Origin of the sequence: Paenibacillus sp. FSL P2-0089, from assembly GCF_038595095.1 — a bacterium.
In the GTDB taxonomy this organism is placed as follows: Bacteria; Bacillota; Bacilli; order Paenibacillales; family Paenibacillaceae; genus Paenibacillus_AQ; species Paenibacillus_AQ silagei.
Window position 1 is genome coordinate 7,015,655 of record NZ_CP152006.1, and the last position, 16,422, is coordinate 7,032,076.

The window sequence follows — 16,422 nt, forward strand, 5'->3', positions numbered from 1 at the left end:
CGAGTCTACCTAAATAATCAGACTGCTGACCGCGAAGGCCGTCCCGATGAACACCATGCAGAGCATGACGCCGACCGCAACATTTCCCTTCTCCAGCTGCTCTGAAATCCGGAAGCCGGGCGTGAACAGCTCGAAGATCCAGTAAGAAGCGATCAGGCAGACATACCCCACAGCGAACCAGAGCATCATGAACCAGATGGAGGTATTGGTGTAAGCGGCCACGCCTAGAATTACCGCCGTAGCCAGGAACTTGCCGCCGAACGCCAGGCCTACCGCAATATTTCCCTTTTTCAGCTCCTCCATATCCTTGAATGGAGTCATGAGCGCGAAGATCACCATACCCAGCACCTGAAGCAGAACAATGGTCAGAATACTAACCACCAGATTAATTACGATCGTCATTTAGCCCACCCCCGAAATTTCGCATAGGCCGAATCATAGTCGGCGAAATCATGTACTTCCTCCAGCACCACTGAGACTTTCTTCTGCTTCTCCAGCGCGGTATAGCGCTTGTCGTCAATCGGCTGCTTGATCCGGTTGCCGGAAGGCAGCTCCAGCACTGCGAAATTTCTGGTCTTGCTCTGGTATTCCGTCTTGTACACCCCAACCAGGTCCACATCCGTTGTGATGGATACCTTAAGATTAGCCAGATCCTCCGTGGCCGCCTTCTGGTCGGCGTAAGACTTAAGCGTCGTCCAGGCGGACAGCTTGATCTCATTCTTCTGGTCAGCGTCCGTTATCAGCTCGGCGTCCATGAACTGGAGCGTCCAGACGGTGTCGCCTGTAGCATAATTCCCGTCGTTCGGGAGCAGCTCATTATCCGGCAATATAGTCATATCGCTGCCGACCAGATCGCCAACCTTGCCCTCCACCACCCGGTAATCCCAGGGTACACGCGATACGCTATCCGACGTATCAGTGCCGGTATGAAATACACTGCCGCTGTTCGCTGAGCATGCACTCAGCACCATAACCGCCAGCAGCAGCACTGTAGTCAGCAGGGTGCCCCGGGCTCTGCGCCCGGCAGCATGCCCCTCTCTATCCTTGAACATCTTCAAGCCCCCTCACTCCTAGCGCGATAAAATGACTGGCATTGCCTGTAATCGGCCCCCCGGCCCGGCCAAGCAGCCCGCAGGGCGTTCCGTTAATGACGAACATGCCGGTCAGCAGGTGCAGCTCACCCTCCGCCGTCATGATCCGGGCCATTTCGGCCCTTTTCTGATAGACCACGGGGAAGAGCTGGCTGCTGTCGTAGCCCTCCTCGTCCTCGATCTCAAGCGCGCCGCTGTCATCAAAGATCCGTACCGATCCGCCTTCGCGGCCGAATACAGATTTGGATACAAAGCTCTCTGAGAACACCGCCTTATTGTACGTCGGCAGGATGTACCGGGAGATTGCCTCGCGTTCCGGCTCCGTGAACAGCAGGCCAAGCTCATACATTCCCCAGACAGCGGCCATCAGCCCCTTGGACTGGAGGATGATGCTATGCGGTCCGTTGAACAGCTGGAGCTTCCCGCTCTCAATGGCGTAGGCCAGAGCCTCGCCGCCTTCATCTACGGCCATCCACTCCTTCGGATACAGCGCGAACATCCGCTCTATGATCCGGTTCTCTCCGTCCTTGACCACACCCTCATCAATCGACAAATCCAGGCAATCAACACAGCGGACATCCAGTCCGCTATGCGCGGCCAGAGCCTCAATCGTTCCGCTGTCCTCCTCATGGCTGCCATAATCCACACAGGCTACCGTGTCGGGGCGCTCCACGCTCCAGGCTGCGGCAAGCTGCTGCTTCATGGCCGCATTCGCGCTTCCGACGCCTGCTTCCGCGCAGATCCACGGCGTAGCAATGGATGCTTCCACATAGCCGGTCGGAGTATCCGCATTCAGCTCCAGCAGCTTGATCGTACCATCCCCTGCCACGGCAAAATCGAACCTGGCATACCGGCTGATCAGTCCCGGCTCCGGCAATGGGCAGTCATCCAGCATCTGCCACAGCACCGGAGGAATCCCCAGGAGATCGTACAGATCATGTCTGAGATGGACATAACGCACGGCCTTATCCAGAATCGCCCAGAGCGCGGCGGCGGCTTCCTTCAATTCCTGATAGGTCTCCCTGCGCATCACAGCCACCGCATCCAGCCAGTATTCCTCGTCCTCCAGATCGGCCCAGGTGAAGCCCAGCTCATGCAGCCGCTCAACACGTGGAGCACGCTCCAGACCAGACTGGTCTATATACTCGAATGCCTGCTCCGCCCGGATCATCCGCCGAACCCGCTCTTGCCGGAGCGCACCGAGCTTTTGCCGGAGCTTTTAGAGCCGGATTTGGATTTGCTCGAACCCAGCCCGCTGGAAGTACCGCCGATGCCGCCCGATTTGGAAGAGGTATTCCTTCTGGTAATGGAACCGGTGGATGAAGTTGAGGTCTTCGGCTTCACCACCGAGCCGGCCACCGGCTTGTTCTGGAATCGTCCGCTATTATAGGAGGGCGGCTTATAGGTATTGCGTGTACCTCCATAATAAGTAGGCCGGTCATTGTACCAGCCTCTGGAAGAGTAGAACGAACCGCTATTGAAAAGCATGTGGTACAGAAGCACATCATCCCATCCGAACCCTGAGTTATACCCGCCGTAGTTGTTAATTACTGTCGTGCCGCCGGAGGTTACAGCCCCCTGCCCTTCCTGGACCTTCTCTTCCTGGTCTTCCGGATATGGAATACTCCAGTCTACATTCTTGTCGAAATATTGCTTAACCTCCTCGGTAGACCAGGAGACCAGCTTAGGCTCCTCGCCGCCTGTGCCGCTTGCGCCTGCGCCTCCCGGAATAAATAAAGCGTTAGCCAGCAGCGCAATGCCGAGCGAGGTGGATAATACGCGGACCGGTTTGCCGTCCGGCGTGAACAGCCTGCTGATTGCGGGTTCTTTAGCATCTTCGTCTTTTGCCAACTTGGGGCCTCCTTTCCTGGTATTCATCCTTAACCTTCTGTACGCATAGGAACCAGCAGAAGCTCCAGCTTCCCTTCATCCACATTCAGCCTTCCCTCTACCGCCTCGAACTCGCGGCCGCCAACGACAATATAATTGACATGCTCCAGCGCTGTAACCATATTCATGCTCCAGACGCGCTCTTCAATCATTTGCAGGTCGCCTTCAGGCAGCTTCTCGAACAGGATGACCTTCAACCCGTTATCCATTCCCACTCCATCTCCTCTTGAATATTCGTATGCTTCTGATACGCTGTCATTACGCTTTCGTTTCAATTCCCGCAGCCTTGAATATGTATACCACAGCATATAAATAATAATGACAACAAGCAGTTTTGCAGTGGCCGGCTACGGGCTTACAATACCTTCTGGACCCAGCTGTCCATGACCTGGTCAGGGCGGATGCCCAGCTCATTCTCCAGGAGCTCCTTGTATTTATCGTAGTGTGTCCTGAATCCGATGAAATCCCCCAGGTCGGCGTAACTTCGCAGGATCAGCCTGCAGAGCTGGTCGGAATAAGGATCGGCTGCCTGCAGATCCAGCAGCCGCTCCAGCGCCAGCCGGGGACGCCCGGAGGACAGCTCATATTCGGCGGAATGCAGCGCCATGCGGATATACCGGACCTGCAGCTCCTTGCGCCGGATCTCTGCCCAGTCGTAATGATGCTCCTGCAGGTAGTCTCCACGGTACAGCTTCAATATCTTTTCCCGGCGCAACCATTCCTCTTCTGACTCCACAGGCGTACCGGCATAGCCCAGCTCGAACTCCTCCACATCCAGCAGCACCTGCTCCTTGGTCAGCCTGTACCGCTCCTGTGAGAATTCGACAAGCACCTCCATATCCCAAGCCTTCAGCAGCTTGCGGATATGGTATACCGTGGTATGCAGGTTCGTTACAGCCTTCTCGGGCTTGAAATCGGGCCAGACGAGATCCACAATGGTGTCCTTGAGTATCCACTGGCCGCGGTTATGCAGCAGCAGGGCGAAGACCTCCTGCGCCTTGCTTGTTCTCCACTGCATTTTGCGCCCCGGCTCCGTGCTGTCTGTGAATTCAAGCCGGTGAAAGCAGAGGATTGACAGCTCCTTGACAGGCGCCGCAGACGCCGGTGCAGGCGGCATCTTCACTTCAGCGCTCTCCTTGCCGACTTCCAGACGCTCAAGGGTTTTGTTTAACCGCTGGGAGGTCACCGGCTTCAGCAAATAATCCGCTGCATTGAGTTCAAAGGCTTCGATCGCATACTCGCTGTATGCGGTAATATAGACAATCCGTGTGTTCCGGTCCATACCGGCAATGTATTCACCTGCTTCCAGCCCGTTCATCTCCGGCATCCCGATATCCAGGAATACAATATCCGCCTTCTCCCGTTCCAGATGCGCAAGTCCCAGGCGTGCCGAGGTGAATTTCCCGGTGATTGTAAGACGCCCATCCTTCAGGAGCATACGCTCCAGATGCTGCAGCGCCGGCTTCTCATCGTCAATCAATATGGCCTTCATCAGTCGGACTCACCTCCTCTTCGTTCGTAGTTCTCAAATACCTTTAGGTGGGGATGGTATATGATATAGCGGTTCCCCTTCCCGGTACACTGTCGATATTCAGGCCTGCTCCGTACATCTTGAGCAGACGGTGCTGAATATTGCGCAGCCCTATGCCCCCCTCTGTCCGCTCTTCCGAGAGGACCTCCGCAATCTTCTCCGGAGTCATTCCTACACCGTCATCCGTGACTGCTACCTTGAGGCAGCCGGGCAGCAGCTCAACTGTCAGCCGTACCGTCCCTCCGGCCTCCTTCTGCATCAGGCCATGATTAACGGCATTCTCCACAATCGGCTGGATGCTCAGTGGCGGAACCATCGCCATCACATCCTCCGGCACCTCGAACTCGATGTTCAGCCGTTCATCGAACCGTGCCTGCTCCAGCGCAAGATAGGATTTGACGAGGCCCAGCTCCTTCTCCATAGAAACCGTCTGTCCCCGGTTCTGGAAGTCGAAGCTGCTCCGCAGGTATTGGCTGAGGTCCAGCAGCAGCTCCGTGGCCTTGTCCGGGTCCTCCGGACAGACCGAGATAATGGCATTCAGCGCATTATATAAGAAATGCGGCTTAATCTGCGCCTGCAGGAAGGCAATCTCCGACTGGACGGATACCCGGATCGACTTGCGCATATCCAGCAGGGTCTGCATCCGTGCCTTGAATTCGCGCACTTCCACCGGCTTGCTCAGATAATCATTCGCTCCGGCCTCGAAGGCTGCGAGGATATCATCAGGACGGCTGCTCGCCATCAGCACCAGAATCGGCAGCTCGGATAAGGTGAACCGTTCACGGATGGCCTTGCATAACAGAAGCCCGGGCATTTCCGGCATTACCCAGTCGGCAATCACCAGATCAAGCTCAGGATGCTGCTGGATGATCTGGATCGCCTCAGCCCCGCTGCTGGCGGTAATCACAGAATGGTTATCCAGCTGCAATACGCCTACCAGCACGCGGAGGTTAACGGGATCATTATCCACTACCAGAATGGAGCAGCAGTCTTCAGACGGCAGCTGCACAGGTTCTTCTCCGGGAAGCGGGTACGAAGGCGCCGTCTCCCAGCCGTGAAGCTCTCCGAATTCCTCCTCCAGCAGTGCATTACTCCTCTGCAGGATCGGCTGGGTGAAGCAGAAGACGGAGCCTTGCCCCAGTTCGGAATGTACCTCAATCTCCCCGCCCGTCAGTTCTACCAGCCTCTGGGTAATGCTGAGGCCAAGCCCGTTCTCACGGTAGACCTTACTGGCGGCAGGACCGCTTGGATCATTGGCATCGAAAATCGTACGCAGACGCTCAGGCGCGATACCCTGGCCAGTGTCTGTTATGATGATGGCAACATACTCTTCTTTAACCTCAGCAGACAGCGTTATCACGCCTCTGGGCGTATAATTCACTGCACTCGCGAGTAAATTATGCAGAATCTGAGCGAACCGCTGCTCATCCGTCTCCAGTAGCGGAAGCTGCTCCGGCAGACTCAGCCGGAATTCCAGCTGGCTGTTGCCGTAGACCTGACGGGTGACCGCCATAATGGAGGAAGCTGCCATGCGGAGATCGACGGCCTGCCGGCGCAGGAAGAGCGAGCCGTGATTCAGCTTCGCGAAGTCCGACATATCATGGATCAGGGCTGTAAGCCGCTTGCCCGTGGAGACAATCGTGAGCAGCTGATCCTGCTGGGCAGCGCTGATGGAGCCGGCCGTCCCCTGAGCCAGCACCTTGGCCATGTTGACAATCCCCTGCAGCGGCCTCCGCAGCTCCTGCGAGGTATCAGAGATGAAGTCATCCTTCAAGCCGTCAAGCGACAAAAGGCGGCGTGAGAGCTGTTCCACTTCGCGGAAGGAAGCTGCGTATTGCCGGGTCATAAGGATCGCCTGCACGAACCCGAACAGGAGTATCTCGTAGGAGATGATGAAATAGCTGAAGGTCATGCCCATGAAGCTGACCAGATAATAGATAATGACCACGCTCAGGCTCTCGATACTGACCATCATCAGGAACATATTCTTGGGATTTCGCCGGGTGCCCTGGACCATGGAGTAGAGCACGAAGCCCAGGCTCACCGAGCCCCAGGTCAGCAGCAGCACCTCCAGATAGCTGAACAGATAGGGCGGGACGAAGACAGCAATCAGCAGCAGGAATGCCGTAACCAGCCTGGAGGCCTTAATCATCCCAATGGACATCGGGTAGTTCACTGAATTGGCGACATAGTGCAGCAGATAATAATAGACCAGTGTAGAGGACGCAAGCTGCAGCTTGAGTATAATCTCGTAAGGGAAGCCGGGCAGCGCCGCCAGGATAAGCTTTTCGCCATGCGTAAAAATGTAGACAAAGGCCGCTATGCAGAACAAGCCCAGATACAATGTGACCCCCCGGCTCTCTCTTACCTTGGAGAACATCAGCAGGAAGAGGGCTAGTACGAAGAATCCGATCAGGGCAGCCCCGTCTACAAACAGGGCAAATTCCCTGTGCTTCAAAATAGCAGCCTGATTACCGATCACAATCGGCTGAACGATCCCGCCTGAGGAGTAGCTGTAGTTAGCTGCCTGCACAATAATCTCCATGGTATCCCCGGTTACCGAGGCGAATCCCATAAAAGGCATGTTATTCTGTCTGCCCTCAGAGGCCGAGGCTGCCGGGGTTCCGCTGCTTCCAATCTCCTGCCCGTTCAGATAGACCTTGCCGGCACTGCGGATGTTGCTGGTGCGCAGGCCGTAGACCATGGCTTCCCCTGGGGTAATCTTCGCCTGGAGGCGGTATGTAGCATAGCCTTTGGCTCTGCGCCCGCCCTGTTCAGAGATATCGTCGTTCCACTTCCCCGGGACCTGAATCATCGTAGAGGCGGCGGGGACCTCCTTACCAGCGTTCACCGGATGGAAATCCTCAGGCGACAGCAGCACATCCCGGTACAGCTCCCACTCTCCATCCAGCTTCATAATCCCGTCGTGGCGGGCGTCCCAGGAGCGAAGGTCAATCACACCCTGCACCGCCTGCGGCCTGTCTCCCTTAATCTGATGTGTCTGGAGGACCGAGAGCAGCGGAACGATCAACACCAGCACCAGACTGCCGAGAATGCTCAGCCAATACTTTCTCATGTCCTCTGCCAGTCCCTTCTAGTTGTCATTGTATAAATTATACAACAGGCTCCGTTCATCTGAAGCAAAAAAAAGCCGAGTTCCATTTATTTCGGAATCGGCTGTTCATCTTATTAGAGCTACGCGGATGGAATATTTTACTTTGTTTCCGGAGCGGCTGCGGCAGGAACCGCACTCTCCTGGGTCTTCGACAAGAAGATATTGAGAATGATCGCTGTCAGCGACCCGGACACGATTCCGTTCTGCAGCAGCATCCGAGCGAATTCCGGCAGCTGGTCGAACATGGACGGAAGCACTGCAGAGCCGAGGCCCACCGCGATGCTGCAGGCAGCGATCAGCAGATTGCCGTCCTTGCGCAGATCCACATCGGACAGAATCGACATGCCGGAAGCAGCGACCGAGCCGAACATGACAATCATCGCCCCGCCCAGCACCGCATTCGGCACCACTGTAGTCAGTGCTGCCAGCTTAGGCAGCAGCCCGAGTACGACCATAATTCCGCCTGCTGCAAAAATAACATTCCGCGTCTTCACCCGCGTCAGCGACAGCAAGCCGACATTCTGGGAGAATGCGGTGTACGGGAAGGCGTTGAACAGGCCGCCCAGCATGATGGCCAGTCCCTCGGAACGCAGGCCGTTCACGATCTGCTTCTGCTCCACCTGCTGGTCCGTCGCCTTACCAACGGCAAAGTAGACCCCGGTCGATTCGACCATAGACACGATATTCACGATAATCATTGTGAAGATTGCGGTGATGCTGAACTGCGGCCAGCCGAAGTAGAACGGCTGTGCAACGCTGACCCAGGAGGCTGTGGTCACGGTAGAGAAATGCACGATGCCCATGGCGTAGCCGATTACAGTACCCACTACAAGTCCTACCAGCACGGATACGGAGCGCAGGAACCCTGTAGTCAGCCGGTTCACGGCCAGAATAACGAGCAGAGTGATCAGAGCCAGCAGCAGATTGCGGGGCTGCCCGAAGTCGGCGCTTCCTTGGCCGCCAGCTACATTATTCATCGCAACAGGAATCAGCGACAGCCCGATAATTGTGACTACCGAGCCGGTGACCACCGTCGGGAAGAACTTCAGCAGCTTCCCGTACACCGGGGCTGCCAGCACCACGAACAACCCGGAGATAATGATCGCGCCGTAAGCTGTCGCCAGATTGGAGCCTGAAGCGATGGCGATAATCGGGCTGACCGCCGTGAAGGTACAGCCGAGCACTACCGGCAGCCCGCTCCCGAAATATTTGCTGCCCATAATCTGCAGCAGGGTCGCCAGCCCGCAGGTGAACAGATCCGCTGCTATCAGGTACGCCATCTGCGTACCGTTCAAATTGAGTGCTCCCCCGACAACCAGCGGTACAATGACCGCTCCGGCATACATCGCCAGTACATGCTGAAGCCCTAGGGCCAGTATCTTCTGTTTGCTTAACATCCTGCACGCTCCTTGATTAATCCTTCATTATCTATGAAATGAATCTCACCCGGCGACATGGAAGCAATCCGTGCCAGGGAATACACCGGAACTCCGCGCTGCTCCAGCAGACCGCGTCCCTCCTGGAAGCTCTTCTCAATGACACAGCCGACCCCGGCCAGCTGCGCCCCGGACTCTGCTACGATATCGCATAGCCCTACAAGCGCCGCGCCGGTAGCCAGGAAATCGTCAACGATCAATACGGTATCGTCCGGCCCGAGATATTTCTGTGAGATGCTGATCTGGTAGTCCTCTTGACGGGTGAAGGAATGAACCGGTGCCGAATACACCGCTTCGGACAAGGTGACTGCCTTCTTCTTCTTGGCATAGATGAACGGCACGCCCAGCGCAATTCCCGCCGCCATGGCGAACTGGATGCCGCTGGCCTCCACAGTCAGCACCTTGGTGATCTGCCGGTCCCCGAAGACCGCAGCAAATTCCTTCCCGATCTCCAGCGCAAGCGCCGTGTCTACCTGATGGTTCAGAAATGAGTCCACTTTCAGTACAGTCTCCGATAGAATTAAGCCCTCTTGTCTAATGCGTTCTTCCAATACTTTCATTACAGCGGATCTTCCTCCTTAGAAATAAAAAAGACAGATAAAATAAAAAGGACAGATTCCCTGAGTGTTTCTCTCAAGTGAATCTGTCCTTCTGGGTTTTTGTCCCTTGGTGGTGTAACACATATACGTGTCCGCATCGCTTGGACCAGTCTTTCCCGTGCCGCAGTACAAGAAACGGAACCCTAGATGCGCTATTTCACTCATAGTCGGATAATTACAGTGGCTATCCGGTAGAAACTTATGGGCCATATTCCCAAGATTATATGAGTTATATGAAATCTGTTATAAGAAATCTAATATGAAGCATGTCTGTTATCTTACACGCTCTACCCGCTGCTTACAAGCAAAATTTTAAGTAAATTGCGGTGATTTCAAAGTTTTCATGAAACCTCCTGCAAAAGCGGGCCCGCCTCCGGGAAGCCTTGTAAATTTTAGGTTTAAGGTGTTTTCTTCATGTCTTCTATATCACTGAAGCTCCATAAAAGCTATAATTATATAGCTAAACATTCTAACTGAACAAAGGCGGCGAACAATGAGAATAAAACAACAGGTTTGGTTAGCAACTTCAGCTACTATACTGCTGTTAGGCAGTATGATTACTATATCTTTCCTCTTTATGGAGGGAGGCTCGCGCCTGCTTGCAGCAGGATTAGGCGCAGGCGGCATTCTGGTCAGTATTGGACTTCTTTACAGTATCGGACGGAATGTTGACCGCGGCCTGAAGCAGATCAAGGAGATCTCGCAGGATATCGCCGCAGACCGTCTCAACCCTGCGGCGGCGGCTACTGTGCGGACGGATGAATTCGGGCAGCTGGCCGCTTCCTTTTTCAGGCTGGCGGCTGACCTTCACCATAGAACCGCCGATGAGCGCGAGCTGCGGCTTAGAGCCGAAGAACAGGCCTGGATTAATACCCAGGTATCTGAGATGGCGCTGCTGCTTCAAGGCTCTGTCCAGCTGAGGACGGCCTCGCGTGTGTTCATCGGCAGGCTGGCTACCGCTGTCGGCGGAAGCTACGGGGCGGTCTATCTGAAGCAGGGCGGTCAGCTGAACTTCGCGGCCGGCTATGCCTTCGATGATTCCGCCGGACAGCAGGAGTCCATACCACTGGGCAGCGGCCTGGTCGGACAATGCGCACTCGATGGGCAGATGATTGTTCTGCAGGATCTTCCAGAGCATTATATCAAGGTCCGTTCCAGTCTGGGGGAGGCTGCGCCTGCCTCACTGATTATAGTTCCTATTAAGCATGAGCAGGAAATTGTTGCTGTCATGGAGCTGGCGGCACTACGCCCGTTCAGCTCCAAGGAGATGCAGCTGATTGAACGCACCGGACAGAATATGGGCGTGCTGATTAATACACTGGCGGATGTCGCCCGGATCGAAGATCTGTTGAGTGAGACTCAGCTGCAGAAGGATGAACTGGAAGCCCAGACGGAAGAACTGACCGCCCAGACCCAGGAACTGGAAGCCCAGACCGAAGAGCTGATGGCCCAGACAGAGGAGCTGCGCCTGCAGACCGACCAGTTACAGGACCAGAAGACTGAACTGGAGGCGCAGTCCGAGAGCCTGCTGACCTCCAATGAACAGCTTCAGACACAAATGAAGCTCACAGAGGCCCAGAAGGACGAGATTGAAGCCCAGACGGAGGAACTGCGGCAGCAGACGGAAGAGCTGCATGCCTCCAACCTGGAATTGCAGAATCAGATGGAGATCTCCCGCCGGCAAACCATGGAGATCAAGGCCCAGGCCGACGAGATCTCTGCGGCAAACCGCGATATGCAGAAGCAGCTTCAAATCACCGAAATGCAAAAGTCCGAGATCGCAGATCAGGCCGAGGAGCTGCAAGCCCAGACGAGTGAATTGCTGGAGCAGAAGGAGCAGCTTCAAGCCCAGACAGAAGAGCTTCAGTCTCAGACGGAGGAGCTTCAGGCCCAGACCGATACATTGCAAACTCAGGCCGATGAACTGCTGATCCAGAAGGAGGAGCTGGCTGCCTCCCATGATCAGCTGCTGCTTCAAGTCGATCTTACTGAGAAGCAGAAGGAGGAGATCCAGGCACAGGCGCAGGAGATCTTCATGGCCGCGCAGTACAAATCGGAATTCCTGGCCAATGTCTCCCATGAGCTGCGCACCCCGCTGAACAGCCTGCTGATCCTCTCGCAGATTCTTGCCGAGAACAAGGACGGCAATCTGGAAGCGAAGCAGCTGGAATACGTTCATACGATCTTCTCGGCAGGCAAGGATCTCCTGCAGCTGATCGATGAGATTCTCGATCTGGCGAAGCTGGAGGTCGGCAAAATGACTCCGGTCATCGAGTCGGTCTCCCCGGTGGATCTCAGCAATCATATCCACCGCCATTTCGAACAGCAGGCCAAGAAGAAGAACCTGCGGTTCGATGTCCATTCCGACAACCGGCTGCCGGATTATCTGATGACCGACGGTCACAGATTGCAGCAGGTCTTGAATAATCTGTTATCCAACGCCATCAAATTCACACCGGAGCAAGGCTCCGTCTCCCTGTCGATCCGCACCAGCGGCGAAGAGGTCATCTTCGCCGTCAGCGATACCGGTATCGGCATTGCCGCCTCCAAGCTGGAGAGTATCTTCGAGGCGTTCCAGCAGGCAGACGGCACCACCAGCCGCAAATACGGCGGCACCGGTCTCGGCCTCACGATCTGCCGGGAGCTGGCTACCCTCCTCGGCGGAAGAATTGAGGTTGATTCCGTGGAGGGCAAGGGCAGCACCTTCTCCCTGATTATTCCCGCTGTAGAACCGGGTGAGGATGCCCAGACCCTTGCTGCCGCAGCCTATTCAGCAGCAGCCTCTCCGGAGATTCCGGCTTCGGAGCCTATCCGCCGCGAGAATCCGGCCTTCCGCGAGTCCTTCGTGCCCGACATTTCTATCTCCAATCCGAAGCTGCTGCAATATGCAGAAATGGATGATGACCGCAGCAATTTGCTAAGCGGGGATATTACCCTGCTGATTATCGAGGAGGACGCCGAATTCGCCGCCCGGCTGCTGGAGCTGGCGCGCAGCCGGGGCTTCAAGGCTATCGTCGCCTTCCAGGGCGATCAGGGGCTTGCCCTGGCCCATGCCTACAAGCCTGATGCAATCCTGCTGGATCTGCATCTTCCCGTTCTGGACGGCTGGTCCATTATCAGCCGCCTGAAGAGCCGGCCGGAGCTGCGGCATATCCCTGTGCATGTGATTTCAACAGCCGAGGAGAACCAGCAGAGCCTGTCGATGGGGGCTTTATCCTTCTGGAAGAAGCCGAATGATTATGCAGAGCTGGAAGCAGCCTTTCTCCAGATTGAGACTTATATCCGCCGTCCGGTGAAGAGTCTGCTGATTGTCGAAGACAACAAGGTTCTGCGCGGCAGTCTTGTCGAATTCATCGCCCATCCCGATGTGAACATTATTGCAGTGGGCACCGGAAGAGAAGCGATGGAGCATCTGGCCAGCCATCATTTTGACTGTATGGTGCTGGACCTGGGTCTCTCGGATATTTCCGGCTTCGACCTGCTGGAGCAGGTCAAGACCAACCGCAAGCTGCAGACCCTGCCGGTGATTATTTATACAGGCAAGGATCTCAGCAAGACAGATGAGCAGCGCCTTAAGCACTACGCCGAGAGTATTGTGATCAAGAACGTGCGTTCAATGGAACGTCTCTATGACGATACGGCCCTCTACCTCCACCGCAAGCATGCAGACCTGCCTTTGGATAAGCAGCGCCTGATCGAGAACCTGCATAATCCGGAGTCCGCTTTTGCCGGGAAAAGCATTCTGCTTGTGGATGATGATATGCGTAATATTTTTGCGTTATCCAGTGTGCTGGAAGGTTATAATATGGAGATCAGCTTTGCCCAGAATGGCAGAGAAGCCCTGGAGCATCTGGAGACCCACCCGGGCGTAGAGCTGATATTCATGGATATTATGATGCCCGAGATGGATGGTTACGAGACGATGAAGCATATCCGGCTAAACCCAGACTATGATCAGATCGTCATTATTGCGCTGACCGCCCGCGCCTTGGAGGAAGACCGGGTCAAATGCCTCGAAGCTGGGGCGAGCGATTATATATCCAAACCGATTAATACCACACAGCTGGTGAGAGTGCTGAAATTATGGTTGATTCAATAGGAGGCAGCATGGAGTATCCGATTAATATTTTGGTTGTAGATGACCGGGCAGACGAGTTCCTGTCCATTCAGGCATTGCTGGCCGATTCACCCTACCGGCTGGTTCAAGCCCTCTCGGGCCTGGATGCTCTAAAATGTCTGCTGGAGCAGGAATTCGCCCTGATCATTATGGATGTGCTCATGCCTGGCATGAACGGATTTGAAACGGCGAAACGGATTAAGATGCGTCAGAAGTCACGGGATATCCCTATTATTTTCTTAACCTCGCTGACCTCGGAGCTGGAGAACTATATGTTGGCATACTCGGCCGGGGCCATTGACTATCTGACCAAGCCGTTCCATCCGACCGTGTTAAAAAGCAAGATTGACGGCTTCGTCCGTCTCTACCAGACCCGCAAGGAGCTGCAGCTCAAAACGCAGGAGCTGGAGAAGGCCAACGGCATCCTGACCGAGCTGAAGGAGACGGCCGAGTTGGCGTTGCGGATCAAGAGCGGCTTCCTTGCCATGATGAGTCATGAGATCCGCACCCCGCTGAACGGGATTATTGCCATGTCGGATGTGCTTCGTTCCTCCGAGCTGTCCGCTGACGACCAGGAGATGGCCGAAATCATTCATACCAGCGGTCACGCGCTTGTCTCTGTCATTACGCACATCCTGGACTTCACCAAGATCGAATCCGGTAAAATGGAGCTGGATTACGAGCTGTTCAATCTTCACTCCTGCATCAAAGAAACGGTCGATCTGTTCAGGGCTCTGGCGAAAGAACGCAGCCTGACCCTGGAGACCTCTATTGATTCTGACATTCCTGCCCTGCTTATTGGTGACCCCAACCGTCTGCGCCAGGTACTGAATAACCTGATCGGCAATGCCATCAAGTTCACGATCACCGGCGGCGTCAAAGTGCATGTCCATCTCCGGCAGGCTATGGATAAGCTGCTGGAGCTGGAATTCATTATTGAAGATACCGGCATTGGCATTCCAGCGGATAAGATGAACTATCTGTTCCAGCCGTTCACCCAGATCGGAGCCACCATCAACCGCAAGTTCGGCGGAACCGGCCTCGGGCTGTCCATCTGCAAAATGCTGGTCGACCTCATGGGCGGAACGATCTATGCCAAGCCGGGTCTAGTGGGCGGAGCTACCTTCATCTTCACCATCCAGGTCGCTGAAGGCCAGCCGGATTGAGGGTTCAGCCTATTGTTCAGCATGAAGCAGCCTCACTGTATACAAGAAGCTCCCCCTTCAGATCATGAAGAGGGAGCTTCTTTGTTATTGCTGTGGACTATTGTAGAATGGAATGAACCAACTGTGGAAGGGGATGAACTCTATAGATGGGAACCTCCAGATTCCCTTTGTTCCAGCGGAACTTCGTGCTGCAAGCGCGAAGTACAACTCATCATTGGGAAGGCACTGGCCCCCTTTCCTTAAAGACATTTCGGAATGGCCGAGCCTATTACAAAACAAAACTCGGCCATTATGCTGTTGAGCGAGAGGGCTACCTCCTGCTAAATGAAGGGGAGCAGTACGCTATAGCCATTGAGTCAGAAACCGAAGTCGACTCTTTTTGTGTATTTTTCAAGACTGGCTTTGCTGAAGAGATTCATAGAGCCGTTCATCTAGGAATAGAGAAGTCCTTAGACGATCCATTTTCAGAAACAACGCACCCGTTGCAATTTCACACCAAGTCATACCGCAATAGTCATCTGATAACTCCACTTCTCGAGAACTTCAAGAATTCCTTACCTGCACTCGGTAGCGAGAATCTCTGGGTCGATGAACAATATCAAAGTCTAATTCAGGCAATGCTTAACGTCCACCAGAAGATTTCTCAAGAAATTAATACCGTCCCCGGCACGCGCCCGGCCACCAGAGAGGAGCTGTTCCGGCGGTTGACCGTAGCATACGAGTACTTACATGCGTATTACAACCAAAACGTGTCCCTTGAAGAAGTCTCAAAGGTCTCATGTCTCTCTAAAAACCATCTGATCCGCAACTTCCGCCACTTTTTCAAAAGAACGCCACACCAGTTCATCCTCGAAAAAAGGATACTTGAAGCACAGCGTCTCCTTGCTCAAACGGAAAGCAGTGTAACCGAGATTAGCCTAAGTGTTGGCTTCGACAATGTCTCTTCCTTCAATAAGGTTTTTAAACAAAGAACGGGACTCTCACCCCGGATGTTTAGAAAAAAGTGATTTTGGAAAAGTAACGCTTCATCCGCACATGTTACATTTACTGCGTGGAACATACACTATAACAAGGGAGCGATATTCACATGAATTCAGAATTTCAAATCAAAGGTATTGGGCAAATATCCATTCGGGTACATGACATGGAGGCAGCCACCCGGTTCTATCAAGATACTCTAGGACTAAAGCTGTTATTTCAGATCCCAAACATGACCTTCCTGGAGTGTAACGGAATTCAGATGGTCTTGAGTATTGCTGAAGACCCGCGGTTCGATCATCCCAGCTCGGTATTTTATTTCCAGGTTGACGATATTCAAGCATCGTACGAAACGTTAGCCGGGCGGAATGTAAATTTCCTGGACAAGCCGCATAAAGTGGCTGAGATGGGTCAAACCGCAACCTGGATGACGTTCTTTCAGGACCCCGACCAGAATGTACATGCCTTGATGAGTGAAGTACCTGTGTCTTAATAATTA

General features: G+C 54.4%; 13 protein-coding genes and 1 riboswitch. Of the genes, 4 read left to right on the plus strand and 9 right to left on the minus strand.

All coding sequences use genetic code 11. From position 1 onward, the window contains the following. Positions 1-9 precede the first annotated feature (9 nt). The 9 genes from NST69_RS29800 to NST69_RS29840 all read right to left on the minus strand — a co-directional run bounded on the left by NST69_RS29800 (position 10) and on the right by NST69_RS29840 (position 9,623). Entirely contained in the window at positions 10-402 is a 393-nt protein-coding gene (locus tag NST69_RS29800) for a DUF350 domain-containing protein (protein WP_036722734.1), read from the minus strand. Beyond that, positions 399-1,052, minus strand: coding sequence for a hypothetical protein (locus tag NST69_RS29805; RefSeq protein ID WP_209868705.1), 654 nt, complete (start codon positions 1,050-1,052; stop codon positions 399-401). The genes NST69_RS29800 and NST69_RS29805 overlap by 4 nt, the downstream gene beginning before the upstream one ends. Beyond that, a complete protein-coding gene (locus NST69_RS29810; protein ID WP_036722738.1) occupies positions 1,039-2,262 on the minus strand; it encodes a glutathionylspermidine synthase family protein in 1,224 nt (407 codons plus the stop codon). Before NST69_RS29810 ends, NST69_RS29805 begins: the two co-directional genes overlap by 14 nt. Continuing rightward, complete coding sequence (locus NST69_RS29815; RefSeq protein ID WP_342547893.1) at positions 2,259-2,942, minus strand: hypothetical protein; 684 nt, start codon at positions 2,940-2,942, stop codon at positions 2,259-2,261. Before NST69_RS29815 ends, NST69_RS29810 begins: the two co-directional genes overlap by 4 nt. A gap of 29 nt (positions 2,943-2,971) precedes the next feature. Then, a complete protein-coding gene (locus NST69_RS29820; RefSeq protein WP_036691939.1) occupies positions 2,972-3,190 on the minus strand; it encodes a hypothetical protein in 219 nt (72 codons plus the stop codon). Positions 3,191-3,336: 146 nt separating this feature from the next. Beyond that, entirely contained in the window at positions 3,337-4,473 is a 1,137-nt protein-coding gene (locus NST69_RS29825) for a response regulator (RefSeq protein ID WP_209868709.1), read from the minus strand. 43 nt (positions 4,474-4,516) lie between these two features. Continuing rightward, entirely contained in the window at positions 4,517-7,588 is a 3,072-nt protein-coding gene (locus NST69_RS29830) for an ATP-binding protein (RefSeq protein WP_342547894.1), read from the minus strand. 137 nt (positions 7,589-7,725) lie between these two features. Next, a complete protein-coding gene (locus tag NST69_RS29835) occupies positions 7,726-9,024 on the minus strand; it encodes a nucleobase:cation symporter-2 family protein (protein WP_209868711.1) in 1,299 nt (432 codons plus the stop codon). Continuing rightward, on the minus strand, positions 9,018-9,623 hold the full coding sequence (locus tag NST69_RS29840) for a xanthine phosphoribosyltransferase (RefSeq protein ID WP_341166668.1): 606 nt from the start codon (positions 9,621-9,623) through the stop codon (positions 9,018-9,020). The genes NST69_RS29835 and NST69_RS29840 overlap by 7 nt, the downstream gene beginning before the upstream one ends. A 183-nt stretch (positions 9,624-9,806) precedes the next feature. Further along, positions 9,807-9,910: riboswitch (purine riboswitch) on the minus strand. A 245-nt stretch (positions 9,911-10,155) separates the two neighbouring features. Between NST69_RS29840 and NST69_RS29845 the strand changes: the two genes are divergently transcribed. From NST69_RS29845 to NST69_RS29860, 4 genes are all read left to right on the plus strand, one after another. Beyond that, complete coding sequence (locus NST69_RS29845) at positions 10,156-13,761, plus strand: response regulator (RefSeq protein ID WP_342547895.1); 3,606 nt, start codon at positions 10,156-10,158, stop codon at positions 13,759-13,761. Between the two features lie 8 nt (positions 13,762-13,769). Further along, positions 13,770-14,945, plus strand: a complete 1,176-nt coding sequence (locus NST69_RS29850) for an ATP-binding protein (protein WP_076081452.1) — start codon at positions 13,770-13,772, stop codon at positions 14,943-14,945. A gap of 146 nt (positions 14,946-15,091) precedes the next feature. Continuing rightward, positions 15,092-15,952: an AraC family transcriptional regulator gene (locus tag NST69_RS29855; protein ID WP_342547896.1), complete on the plus strand. Its 861-nt coding sequence runs from the start codon at positions 15,092-15,094 to the stop codon at positions 15,950-15,952. A gap of 80 nt (positions 15,953-16,032) precedes the next feature. After that, a complete protein-coding gene (locus NST69_RS29860; protein WP_342547897.1) occupies positions 16,033-16,416 on the plus strand; it encodes a VOC family protein in 384 nt (127 codons plus the stop codon). Positions 16,417-16,422: the final 6 nt, after the last annotated feature.